Below are 12,061 nucleotides of genomic sequence, written 5' to 3' on the forward strand. Positions count from 1 at the left end.
CGCACCGCGGCGCTCAGGCGGCGCGGTTGCGGATCTGCCGGAAGATGTAGCCCCGCAACGCCTTCATGGAGGCAAGCGCGGCCAGGCCGCAGACCATGACTACCAGAAGCGGCCAACGCAGCAGGTGACCGGCGAGATCGGGCAGCGTCGGTTCGAAGCCGTCAACCGCGAGCGCCGCGGCGCAGGTCAGCGCGGCGAGCAGCGAGGGCAGCACGACCGGGCCGAGCTTGAGCCCGGTGCGCCGCGCCGCGAGATGGAGCGACAGGAGATAGCCAAGGACCTCCGCGCCAACGGCAATCCAGATCAGGAGCATCACGTCGCCGGTACGGTGCACCACGAGCCAGGAGACCGGCAGCGACGACACCCTGAGCAGGTTCGCCGCGACCGCGTTGCCGGTGCGCTCGCGCGACAGCGCGACGGTCGTGCTGCCGGTCTTGGCCATACGGACCGCCTGCAGCACCGCGACGGGCACGAGAAGCGGCAGGATCGCCGCGTATTTCTCGCCAAGCAGCAGATGGACCACGGGGCCGCCCAAGAGGACGATTCCGAGCAGAAGGACGAGCCCCGCCGCCAGCCCCGCCTCCACCGCGGCGACGCCGAGCCACTGGAACGCGGCCGGGCGCTCGCGCGCCGAACTCAGATGCGGCAGGAAGGCCGACTGGTTGGCATTGGCCATGACCAGGGTCGGCGTCAGCGTCAGCGTGACCGCCATCGAAAAGACCCCGAGCGCCGCCATGCCGAGCTCGCGCCCGACGATCACCCGCTCGCCGTAGAAGACGCCGAACAGGAGCGCCCCGTTGATGAGGAGCGGCCAGCCGAACACCGTCGCGCGCCGGATCAGCGCGAGGTCGAAGCCGATCTGGTAGCGCCGCTCGGCCGCGAGATGCGACAGGAGCGCCATCGCCCCCGCCTGCACCAGAAGCGAGATCAGCATGATCCGGTAGTCGCCATAAAGAAGCGCCAGCGGCCAGATCGCGAGCAGCGCGACCAGCGGCGGAATCGACTGCGACAGGATGAACGGCCGGAAGTTCAGGTGGCGCTTGAGCCGGTGGATGTCGAAATGCTGCAAACCATTGATCAGCGGGACCACGGCGATGACCTGGTAGGCCCAGGCGACATGCTCGATGCCGAGAAAGCGCGCGGTCGGATGGGCGATCACCAACAGGACGAGGCTCGCGAAGACGCCGCGCGCCAGCTGGAAGCCCTGCATCACGCTCTGGAACCGCGGATCGTCGCCGTCCTTGTCGACGACGATCATCTGGCTCAGCCCGAACTGCGACAGCATCTCGACGACCGACATGACGATCGCGAAGGTCGCGGCGATGCCGTAGTCCTCGGGGCTCACGAGCCGCGCGACGATCAGGTTGCGTGCCAGCAGAAGCGCCGAGCCGAGCGCGTTACCCGATACAAGCATGGCGGCCTTCTTCAGCATGTTGTCCGGTCAGTCCCGCTCGGTACGCTCACATTGCCCACATTAAACACGCTTCATCTCGCGCTGTCTGCGCCGCCGACCGCCGCAGTGCCACATGTTGCGCCATTGTGGCCGATCCGCGCGGCAGGTGGGCTTTGCCACCGGACCGGGGTCAATCCTCCTCGACCTTCCCGCGCAGCGCCTTGACCTGGCCGCGCGCGGTCTTGGCCTGGAGCCGCCGCCGCTGGCTGCCGAGCGTCGGCCTAGTCGCGATCCGCCGCTTCGGCGCGACAAGCGCGGCGCGGATCAGCTCGACCAGCCGCTCGCGGGCCAGTTCGCGGTTGCGCATCTGGCTGCGGGTCTCCTCGGCGCGGATCACGATGGCGCCGTCATTGGTCCAGCGCCGACCGGCGAGCCGCTTCAGCCGCTTCTTGACCGGCTTCGCCAGATGCGGGCTGCGCTCGGCCTCGAAGCGGAGCTCGACCGCGGTCTCGACCTTGTTGACGTTCTGTCCGCCCGGCCCGGAAGAGCGGCTGAAGCTCTCGGTCAGTTCCCAGTCGGCGATGGTGATCTCGTCGTCGATGCGCAGCATGGTTCCGGTCTTAGGTGGGCGCCCGACCCGTGTCCATGCGTCGGCGCGAAGGGATCCCGCCAGCCGATCTTGAACGCCGGCGCCGGCCTTGCCAAGATCACTGCCTTGTCCGAGCGGAGATGATACGCGTGGTATCGACACCAACGGAAGCACGAGCCCCACGTCCCGGTGCGGCACGCGTCGGCAGGCCGGGCGCGTGAAGCTCGAACCTCTCCTCGACGAACCGCTCTTCTTCATCGATCATCTCGGCGGCGAGGGGGCGATCTGGTGATCGCCTTCTCCTTGATCGGCCACGATCCGGCGCGCCGGCCCTCTCCCGAATTCGTGGCGACCGCCATTGGCCGCGGCACCGGGGCCTCACCCCGACGGGCGCTGTTCGTCATGGACGAGAGCCGCAGTTGGGGCAACGATCCCGGTTTCGCCCCGGTGCTGCGGCGCGCTCTGGATCGCGTGGCGGCGCGGGCACCGGTCACACAGATCGCCACCACAGGCCAGTCGATGGGCGCCTTCTCGGCGCTCGTTGCGGCCCGGACCCTGCCGGTGGACGTGGTGGTCGACTTCTCTCCGCAATGGTCGGTGATGCCAGGCGTGGTCCCTGGCGAAGACCGCTGGGCGCGCTGGACCGCGCGCCTGTCCCGGATCGACTGGCCGACCGCGCCACTTCCCGCAGCCGGCGGCGATCGGACCTGCCTCTTCCACGGCGCGGTCGACGATCTGCCGCATGCGAGGCACTTTCCCTGCCAGACCGGGACCGACCAGTTGCTCTTTCCCGGTCTCGGGCATTTCGACCTCGTGCCGCACCTGAAGGTGCGCGGCGTGCTCTCGGGCGTGATGGAGGCTGCGCTCGCCGGGGATCGCCAACGTATCCTGCGGCAGCGCTTTGTCGATGCTCAGGATCGGCGGGATCTCGGGTAGCGGCGACAGGCGCGTCGCGCCCCAGGCAGCGATACGGAAAGGGCCGTTCCGATTAGGAACGGCCCTCCGAGATCTACGGAGATGGGCCAGTTAGGGTGTCGAAGATCGACCGGCCCAGTCAGGGTTCTTAACCCTAGGGTTTGCCCTCAGGCCACGGCCCCCCTGACTGTCCCGACACCTCTCTCCAATATCACTCTCGACACTGGATCACCTCCTTTCGCTGCGTTGCCGTTAACAGTAGCGTGCCACAGATTTGGTGTTTGTCAAAACTTTTCACACAACTTTTTCCGTCAATCTTGCAACAATCAGCCGAAACGGCACGAGCGCAACAAGCGCGAGCGCAAGCTTGACCAGCCAGTCGGCGACCGCCAGCGACATCCAGAGCGGCGCCTCCGGTCCGATCCCGAGCATCGGCAAGACCTCTCCCGCCCAGCTCACGTCATTGCCCGGCTCGAGAAACCCCAAGGCCCCGGAGAAGGCGACCGAGAAGAAGATCGCCGTGTCGAGCGAGGATCCCGCCAGCGTCGAGACCAGCGGCGCCCGCCACCAGCGGCCCTCGCGCAGGCGGTCGAAGATCCCGACATCGACCATCTGGGCGGTGAGGAAGGCGAGCCCCGATCCGATCGCGATCCGCCAGGTCACGAGCGGGCCGAACTCGCCCGCGATCTGCGTGCCGACGAGCGAGCAGGCGAGGCCGACGAGGAAGCCCGCCACAACCACCCGGCGCGCGGCGGCGGGACCCTGCAGGCGGTTCGCGAGGTCTGTAACGAGGAAGGCGAAGGGATAGGTGAAGGCGCCCCAGGTCAGCCACTGGCCGAAGAGGAACTGCACGAGGATGTTCGAGGCGACGACGATCGCCGCCATGGCGAGGATGCCGGGGATCAATCTGCGGGTCATGCGCGCTCCGTGTGCGTGCCGAGATGCAAGGGGGTCATTCCTCGATCCGGTAGTCCGCGATCTCGGTCCGTTGCACCGGCAGGAAATTGTCGTCCGCGATCATCGTCAGCCGGGTCGCCCCGGCGGGGTCGCGCCAGACCGCGATGCCCTCGAGATTGTCATGTACCCCGGCGCTGGTCTCGAGCACCGTCTCCTCGGCCGCGATGCGGTCGTCGGCGATCGTGAAGCGGCGGACCCGGCTCTTGAATCCGAGAGCTGGCCAGAAGTCGCGTTCGAGAAGATAGAGCCGCCCATCTGGTCCGAAATCGGCGCCGACCGGCAGCCAGCCGGGATCGCGGCGGATCGCGAACGGCTGGTCCCATGCCTCGTTGCGGTAGCGGAACACCGGGAACGGACGGCCCTTCGCGCCAGACCGTTCGGGCAAGGTGTAGAGCGTGCCCTCGGCGTCGATCGCCAGAGCCTCGAGGCCGGAATTGTATTCCAGGTCGGCAAAGACCTCCGCGCGGAGTTCGCGCTCCGACGGTTGGCGCCGGCCAGGGTAGTATGCGACCCGGTCGAAAAGCTCGAACGACAGGTAGAAGCCGCCGCCAGGCGCGAGGGCCACCCCCTCTGAATCTGCCTTTGCCGAGCGCAGTCGTTCTCCGTCCGGGGCCAGCAACTTCACGACCGGTCCGGCCGAGACGGCCGTCACCCTGCCATCCGGATCACGCTGGAACTGCCCCTCCACGGTCGCGCCGCTGTCGGAAACCGCAATGAACAGGACGCCGTCCGCGGAGATGTCCAGCCCGGAGAAGCCGCCGAAACCCGCGTCCGCCACCTCCCAGTCATAGGATCCGACAAGCTGCGCCCGCGGCGCGGCGGCAGCGGCCACGGCTTGCGCCGAGACCAGAGCCAGCGTCAGTCCGAGGCGAGTACGGCGGCGCATTGGCGCGGCAGATCGGCCATCGTGTAATCCCGCGCACCCCTCTTGCGCGGTCCCTTCGGCCCCTTCGGCGGGTTCTTCAGCTCATCGAGATAGGTGGTGACCCACCAGGTCAGGGTCTCGTCGCAGCCGTCGCCGCCCTTCGAAAGCTCGGCCACGGTCGGTGTCTGGGTCCGACAGCCGGGCGAGCCCTTGGGGCATTTCAGGCGAACATGGAAATGGCTGTCATGACCGTAGAGCGGGCGGATCTTCTGCAGCCACTTGCGGTCGGAGGCGCGCGCGCCCTTGCACATCTCGATCTTCACCGCGGCGGCGACGAAGATGCGGTCGACCCGCGGGTCCGAGGCCGCGGCGGCAAGCAGCCGATGGTGCGTCGCGCTCCAGTTCCCATTCACGCGCTTCTGGTCGGCGGTGCGGACCGAGGCCGAACTGACCTTCTCGCGCTCGCCCCGGCTGAGGTCGAGCCGCGCGGGCGGCAGCATCCAGATATCGGCATCGAGCCCGATCTGGTGGCTCGAATGTCCCGAGGTCATCGGCCCGCCCCTCGGCTGGCTCATGTCGCCGATATAGAGCCCGGCCCAGCCGAGCTTGCGGGCATGGGCCGAGAGGTCGACGACGAACTGCACCAGCGCCGGATGGCCCCAGTTGCGGTTGCGGCTGAGCCGCATCGCCTGCCACGTCGGGCCGCTCTCGGGCAGTTGCACAAGCCCCGCGCCGCAGCCCTTGGCATAGGTGCCGATCGAGGCCGGCTGATGCGCCGAGGCGGTGCGCTTGGCGCCGAATAGCTGGTTCGCCCGGGGCTCGGCCGCCGCCGGCGCCGCAAGTGTGCCAAGGATTGCCAGAATGCCGAAGGCCCGTCCGATCATGCCTGCCTCTCGCGCTTTATCGTTCACCCCGGGGATTGACCCAGCTCAGGAGCAGCATGCCAAGAAGGAAGAGCGCGATCAACGGTATCGCGATGCCGATCCGCTGCGAGCCGCTGAGTGTGGTGAAGACAGCGACCGAGAACGGCCCCACAAAGGCAGTGGCCTTGCCCGAGAGCGCGTAGAGCCCGAAGGCCTCGGTCGCGCGCGCAGCCGATGTGTGAAAGACCATCATCGTGCGGCTCGACGCCTGCAGCGTGCCGCCCGCCGCGCCGATCACGATGCCGCAGATGTAGAAGATGGTGTCCGGCGCCGTCGAGCCCGCCGCGAAGGGAACCCCGTAGAACGCCTCGCGCGACATGCCGGCGATGACGAGGCAGACCGCGATCAGAACGACCATCGACAGCATGATCACCGGTTTCGGCCCCTTCGCGCTGTCCACCTTGCCGCCGAGCCAGCTGAAGAGCGCGGCCGAGACCGCGGCGACGACGCCGAAGAGGCCGATCTTGCCGATCGACCAGCCGAGCACGCCCGAGGCATAGACGCCACCGAAGGCGTAGAGCGCATTGAGCGCGTCGCGGTAGAACATCGACGAGAGGAGATAGGCGGCGAGGCTTCGGCGCACCTTGAGCGATTTCAGGAGCTGCCAGAGGTCCGACATGGCCCGGCCGATATGAATGCCTCGGGAGGCGGTCCGGGGCTCGCGCACCCAGAGGAAGAACGGCACCATGAAGACCGCGTACCAGAGCGCCGTGAAGGGTCCGACCGCGCGCGCATCCTCACGCGCCGTGTAATCGAGCAGGCCAAGGCCTGGCGCGAGCCCGGCGCGGGTCTGGCCCGACGGTTCGGCGACGAAGAAGACCAGCATGATCGCGAGCGAGATGATCCCGCCGAGATAGCCGAAGGCGAAGCCCGAGCCCGAGACCCGGCCCATCTCGGCGTCCCCCGCCAGCCCCGGCATCAGCGAGTTGGTGAAGATCGTGGCGAATTCCATGCCGATCAGGCCGATGCCGAAGAAGACCATCGCGCGCAGGAGGTCGGGCTCGCCCGGCGCCAGGTTCCACAGCATCCAGGCGCCCACCACGTAGCAGGCCGAGAAGATCCAGATCCAGAGCATGCGCCGGCCCGACTGGTCGGCCACCGCGCCGAGGATCGGGGCGAGGCAGGCGATGAGGACGCCGGAGACGGTCTGGCCCCAGCCCCAATAGGCCTGCGCCGCCGCGCCCGCGGCCTCGGCATCCATGCCCTGACCCGCGAAATGCGCCCGCGCCACCTCGGCGAAATAGGGGCCGAAGACGAAGGTGAGAAGCAATGTCGCATAGGGCTGGCTTGCCCAGTCAAAGAACCACCAGCCCCAGATCCGCTTCCGCGCCGAAACCGTCATGCCTGCCCCCGCTCGCTTTAACGGGATCAAGACGGAAAAGCCGCGCGAACGCAAGTGACCCCGCGTCAGGCGGCGCTCCGGTCCGGAGGCCCCGACAGCGCGCGCTCGGGCGGCCAGGGCCGCGTCGCGTCGGCGGCGATCCAGGCCCGGACCCAGCCGGGCAGCTCCGGGCTTTCCTCGTCGCGGCCGAGGGCTGCCAGCACCTCCGCGGGCGGCACGATGCCGGCGCGCGAGGTCACCGCCGAGCGCAGGAGCATGTGGCTCGTGCAGTCGTCGCCGCGCCACATGCTCTGCTCCATGTAAAGAAAGCGCTCGTCCCAGCCGATGCAGCGGCTGACCATTTCCACCCGGTCGAACATCCGGACCCGGCGCCGGTAGCGCAGCGAGTTGCCCGCCACCGTGATCGACCAGCCCTTGCGCCTCAGCACGTCGACGAGACCGGTCCGCATCGCCAGCGGGATCCGCCCGAGATCGAACAGCGTCAGCGTCCGGCCGTTGTTGAGCTCGACCCAGAGATCGAGATCCCAGGGCCAGCAGATGTGATGCGAGACATGCGGCTCGGTCAGGCCGAGCCGCGGCTGGCGGCGGCTGGTCCAAAGCTCCTTGGCCATGCGGACGAAGGGGTACATCGGGGCTCTCCCGGCAGGTTTCCACCAGCACCTCGGGCAACACTGCCCGCAGGTCAAGCCGCGACGTGGCGTTACGAGGTTGCACAAGCCCGGCGGGCGGCTTACCTCTGGGCCGACCCAACCGGCCGGAGCCCCTCATGCAGTCGTTGTTTCAGGCGCTGATGCTGATCCTCAACGTGATCTGGTTCATCATGATCGCCCATATCATCATGTCGTGGCTGATCAACTTCCAGGTCCTGAACATCCGCCAGCCCATGGTCTCGCAGATCTGGTACGGGCTGAGCCGCCTGCTGGAGCCGGTCTACGCCCCGATCCGCCGGATCCTGCCACAGACGCCGGGGCTCGACCTCGCGCCCCTGGTCGCCTTCATCCTGCTGATCATCATCCAGCAGACGCTCGTCAACAACGCCGGCTTCTTCTACGGCTACTGAGCCTTGCCCCTTCCCGGCTCGTGTGAGAGGGTCGGGAAATCGAGCCAACAAGAACCGCGAGCCAATGACCCGCGCCGAGGGACTGCTTTCCTCCGTCTTCGGATTTGACGCCTTCCGTCCCGGCCAGTCGGAAATCGTGGCCGCTGTCGCGGGCGGCCAGAACACGCTCGCGATCATGCCGACGGGCGGCGGCAAGTCGCTCTGCTACCAGCTGCCGGCGCTCCTGCGCGAGGGCGTGACGGTGGTGATCTCGCCCCTCATCGCGCTGATGCGCGACCAGGTCCGGGCCCTGCGCGAGGCGGGCGTCGCGGCGGGCGCGCTCACGTCGGGCAATACCGAGGAGGAGACCGAGGCGGTCTTCGCGGCCCTCGACGAGGGGCGGCTGAAGCTTCTCTACATGGCGCCGGAGCGGCTCGCCTCGGGCGGCACGCTGACGCTTCTTCGCCGCATCGGCACCAGCCTGATCGCGGTCGACGAGGCGCATTGCGTCAGCCAGTGGGGCCATGACTTCCGCCCAGACTACCTCAGGATCGGCGAGCTGCGCCGCACGCTGAACGTGCCGCTTGCCGCCTTCACCGCCACCGCCGACGAGGAGACGCGGGCCGAGATCGTCACCCGGCTCTTCGACGGGGCCGAACCCGCGACCTTCCTGCGCGGCTTCGACCGGCCCAATATCCACCTCGCCTTCGAGGTGAAGGACCAGCCGCGCCGCCAGATCCTCGCCTTCGCCGCCGCGCGGCGCGGCCAGTCGGGAATTGTCTACACCGCGACGCGGGCCAAGACCGAGACGCTGTCGCAGGCCTTGCGTGAGGAGGGCCACGCCGCCTGCCACTATCACGGCGGCATGGATCCCGACGACCGCCGCGAGGTCGAGGCGCGGTTCCAGCGCGAGGACGGGCTGATCGTCGTCGCCACCGTGGCCTTCGGCATGGGGATCGACAAGCCCGACATCCGCTGGGTCGCCCATGCCGACCTGCCGAAGTCGATCGAGGCCTATTACCAGGAGATCGGCCGCGCCGGCCGCGATGGCGCCCCGGCCGAGACGCTGACGCTCTACGGCCCCGACGACATCCGCCTCCGCCGCGCCCAGGTCGACGAGGGGCTGGCGCCCGCCGACCGCAAGGCCGCCGACCATGCGCGGCTCAACGCGCTTCTCGGCCTCGCCGAGGCGACCTCCTGCCGGCGCCAGCGGCTTCTGGGGTATTTCGGCGAAGAGGCCGGACCCTGCGGCGCCTGCGACCTCTGCGACACCGCGCCGGAGGTGTTCGACGGCACCGATGCGGTCAGGAAGGCGCTTTCCGCGATCCTCAGGACCGGCGAGAGTTTCGGCGCGGGGCATCTCATCGACATCTTGACCGGTACCGCCACCGACAAGGTGCGGCAACGCCGCCATGACGATCTGCCCACCTTCGGCGTCGGCCGCGACCTGCCGAAGCCGCAGTGGCAGGCGGTGTTCCGCCAGATGATGGGTCACGACCTGATCCGCCCCGACCCCGAGCGCCACGGCGCTTTCCGCATGACCGACGACGCCCGCCCGATCCTGCGCGGCGAGGCGCAGATCACGCTCCGCCGCGACACGATCCGCAAGGCAGCCGGCAAGCCGGTGGTGAAAACCCTCGTCTCCGAGGAGGACGCGCCGCTCCTGTCCGCTCTCAAGGCCAAGCGCCGGGCACTGGCCGAGGCGGCGCGGGTGCCGGCCTATGTGATCTTCCCCGACCGCACGCTGATCGAGATGGCCGAGACCCGGCCCGAGACGCTCGACCAGATGGCGCGGGTGAGCGGGGTCGGGGCGAAGAAGCTCGAAAGCTATGGCGCCGCGTTCCTCGCGGTCATCACCGGCGCCGCCGAGGCGATGCATCCGGCGCGGATGAAGCTCGCCGGTCGCGCCGAGGGCGACGTCTTCGACCGGCTGATGAACGCGCAGGCCGAGCTTTCGCGCGGCGAGGACGGCACCGGAAAGTACCTCACCTGCACCCCTTCGACGCTCCGGAAGATCGCCGAGACCCGGCCGCGCTGCCTCGACGACCTCGAGCGGATCGGCGGCATGGGCGCGCTCAAGGCCGAGCGGTTCGGAACCGCCTTCCTCGAGATCCTCGGGGCAGGCTGACCCTCCCCACACCTTGCCTCTTGCACCCCCCGCGCCCGCATGGCTCCATGAGTCAAAGGGCGGAGAAGGACAGCATGTACACCGTGATCGGCACAGTCGGCAGCCGCGCCATGCGGGTCCTGTGGATGCTCGAGGAACTCGGGCTGCCGTTCGAGCACATCGCCGCGCCGCCGCGCTCGAAGGGCGTCACCGCCTTCAACCCGGCGGGCAAGGTTCCGGTGCTGATCGAGGACAGTACGCCCATCACCGATTCCACCGCGATCATCCAGTATCTCGCCGACAAGCACGGCCAGCTCACCCATCCCGCCGGCACGCTCGACCGCGCCCGGCAGGACAGCCTCACGCAGTTCCTGCTCGACGAGTTCGACGCCAATCTCTGGATGGCCGCGCGCCACAGCTTCGTGCTGCCCGAGGAGCTGCGCCACGCCGCGATCAAGAACACGCTGCGCTGGGAGTTCGAGCGCAGCCAGAAGACGCTCGTCCACCGCATCGGCGAGGGGCCGTTCGTCATGGGCGACATGATGACGGTGCCCGACATCATCCTGACCCATTGCGGCAACTGGGCGCTCGGCGCCAAGTTCCCGATCACCGAGCACAGGCTGACCGAATATCTCGACCGGATGCGCGCGCGCCCGGCCTACAGGCGCGCGATGGCCCGGACCGGGGAGTGACCCGGCCGCCGTGCCGGCGGTATATTTTCTTCGCACCTCGGTTCGCCATATTTGAGAAAGCCGACCGCGCTAGAGAGGCCCCACAGAGCCGGGGATTGGACCCGGTTCCTGGAGCAAAAAAAGTCCAGCATCAGCTTCTATGCCCGCGGCGATGAATCGTCCGCCAACAACGCTTCCTTGAACATCGAGAACACGACGAAACAGCCCACCGTGCTCTTGACCTTCAACAGCAGTGGCCCGTCGGGCGACATCGTTCTCGAATACAACGCGGGCAAGGTCGACCCCGACACCACGGTGACGATCAACGGCGCGACCTACAACTTCAAGGTCGAGATGACCGGCACCCTGCCCCTGGCAAACGGCAAGGTGCCCGACCCGCTTGAGGGCCACCAGATCACGGTGATCTCGGCGGTGATCAAGGACGTCACCGAGCGGTTCTATTTCGTCACCGACGGCAGCGGCACGCAAACGCTGATGAACCAGTTCGGCAACGGCGCGGTTCCCCTGAAGAACGTCAGCTTCGCGCCGACGCCGATCCACGTCTGCTTCTGCGCCGGCACCGACATCCTGACGCCCGGCGGCTGCCGCAAGATCGAGACGCTCAAGGCCGGCGATCTCGTCCTGACCGAGACGGGCGAGGCCAAGCCGATCCTCTGGATCGCCAGCAGCACCGTCAGCTTCGACGAGATGCTGCGCGCGCCCGAATTCCGGCCGATCCGCATTCCGGCGGGTACGATCGCTCCGGGCGTGCCGAATGCCGATCTCCAGGTCTCGGCCCGGCATCGGATCGTCATCGAGGATGCCGAGGCCATGCTCCTCTTCGGCGAGGCGCGGGTGCTCGTCGCCGCCAAGGACCTGGTCGGGACCGTGGCGGAACGGGTGATGCCGCTCGGAGACGTGAGCTATTACCACCTCTTGCTCGATGGCCACCACATGGTGGTGTCGAACGGCATGGTCACCGAAAGCTTCCAGCTTGCGTAGCGCAGCTTCGACGGCCTGTCGTCCGCGGCGCGAAGCGCGCTCCTGGCCGCATTGCCTGGCGACGCCCTGGTGGCCTGTTTCGCCCGCGAAGACGCGATGCCCAGCCTCAAGGCCCATGAGGCCGGGGTTCTGGCTCAGAGGATTTTCGGGGAGCCGGTGGAATCGGCGACCGTCGCGTGTACCGAATACGTGGAGGCGGCGCTCGTCGCGTGATGCCTGCCCGAACGAATTCGCCGCGCCGACGGGTCTCGTCGGCGC

General features: G+C 68.2%; 12 protein-coding genes. 5 read left to right on the plus strand and 7 right to left on the minus strand.

What is annotated here, in order from left to right:
* Nucleotides 1-13: 13 nt before the first annotated feature.
* Together OM960_RS19965 and arfB are read right to left on the minus strand one after the other, a co-directional pair.
* Nucleotides 14-1,432 carry an oligosaccharide flippase family protein gene (locus OM960_RS19965; protein WP_264773193.1) on the minus strand — a complete coding sequence of 473 codons (1,419 nt, stop codon included), beginning with the start codon at nucleotides 1,430-1,432 and terminating at the stop codon, nucleotides 14-16.
* Nucleotides 1,433-1,583: 151 nt separating this feature from the next.
* The gene (arfB, locus tag OM960_RS19970; protein WP_264773194.1) at nucleotides 1,584-2,003 is read right to left on the minus strand and encodes an alternative ribosome rescue aminoacyl-tRNA hydrolase ArfB; all 420 of its coding nucleotides are present in this window, start codon (nucleotides 2,001-2,003) and stop codon (nucleotides 1,584-1,586) included.
* A gap of 267 nt (nucleotides 2,004-2,270) precedes the next feature.
* Between arfB and OM960_RS19975 the strand changes: the two genes are divergently transcribed.
* Complete coding sequence (locus OM960_RS19975) at nucleotides 2,271-2,918, plus strand: hypothetical protein (RefSeq protein WP_264773195.1); 648 nt, start codon at nucleotides 2,271-2,273, stop codon at nucleotides 2,916-2,918.
* Between the two features lie 273 nt (nucleotides 2,919-3,191).
* Here OM960_RS19975 and OM960_RS19980 read toward each other — a convergent pair whose 3' ends face one another.
* From OM960_RS19980 to OM960_RS20000, 5 genes are all read right to left on the minus strand, one after another.
* Nucleotides 3,192-3,815: a queuosine precursor transporter gene (locus tag OM960_RS19980; RefSeq protein ID WP_263334974.1), complete on the minus strand. Its 624-nt coding sequence runs from the start codon at nucleotides 3,813-3,815 to the stop codon at nucleotides 3,192-3,194.
* A gap of 34 nt (nucleotides 3,816-3,849) precedes the next feature.
* Entirely contained in the window at nucleotides 3,850-4,740 is an 891-nt protein-coding gene (locus tag OM960_RS19985) for an esterase-like activity of phytase family protein (RefSeq protein WP_263334976.1), read from the minus strand.
* Nucleotides 4,713-5,603 (minus strand): penicillin-insensitive murein endopeptidase, encoded by an 891-nt coding sequence (mepA, locus tag OM960_RS19990; RefSeq protein WP_263334978.1) that lies wholly within the window; start codon nucleotides 5,601-5,603, stop codon nucleotides 4,713-4,715. The genes OM960_RS19985 and mepA overlap by 28 nt, the downstream gene beginning before the upstream one ends.
* Before the next feature lie 16 nt (nucleotides 5,604-5,619).
* Nucleotides 5,620-6,984, minus strand: coding sequence for an MFS transporter (locus tag OM960_RS19995; protein WP_264773196.1), 1,365 nt, complete (start codon nucleotides 6,982-6,984; stop codon nucleotides 5,620-5,622).
* Nucleotides 6,985-7,049: 65 nt separating this feature from the next.
* Nucleotides 7,050-7,613 (minus strand): acyl-CoA thioesterase, encoded by a 564-nt coding sequence (locus tag OM960_RS20000; protein WP_264773197.1) that lies wholly within the window; start codon nucleotides 7,611-7,613, stop codon nucleotides 7,050-7,052.
* Nucleotides 7,614-7,750: 137 nt separating this feature from the next.
* On the opposite strand from OM960_RS20000, the gene OM960_RS20005 reads away from it, so the two are divergent.
* From OM960_RS20005 to OM960_RS20020, 4 genes are all read left to right on the plus strand, one after another.
* Nucleotides 7,751-8,044, plus strand: coding sequence for a YggT family protein (locus OM960_RS20005; protein WP_263335008.1), 294 nt, complete (start codon nucleotides 7,751-7,753; stop codon nucleotides 8,042-8,044).
* Between the two features lie 64 nt (nucleotides 8,045-8,108).
* A complete protein-coding gene (gene recQ / locus OM960_RS20010) occupies nucleotides 8,109-10,151 on the plus strand; it encodes a DNA helicase RecQ (protein WP_264773198.1) in 2,043 nt (680 codons plus the stop codon).
* 74 nt (nucleotides 10,152-10,225) lie between these two features.
* Nucleotides 10,226-10,822: a glutathione S-transferase family protein gene (locus OM960_RS20015; protein ID WP_264773199.1), complete on the plus strand. Its 597-nt coding sequence runs from the start codon at nucleotides 10,226-10,228 to the stop codon at nucleotides 10,820-10,822.
* A 177-nt stretch (nucleotides 10,823-10,999) separates the two neighbouring features.
* Nucleotides 11,000-11,803: a Hint domain-containing protein gene (locus OM960_RS20020; RefSeq protein WP_264773200.1), complete on the plus strand. Its 804-nt coding sequence runs from the start codon at nucleotides 11,000-11,002 to the stop codon at nucleotides 11,801-11,803.
* Nucleotides 11,804-12,061 lie beyond the last annotated feature (258 nt).

Origin of the sequence: Defluviimonas salinarum (assembly GCF_026013545.1) — a bacterium.
Classification (GTDB): Bacteria; Pseudomonadota; Alphaproteobacteria; order Rhodobacterales; family Rhodobacteraceae; genus Albidovulum; species Albidovulum salinarum.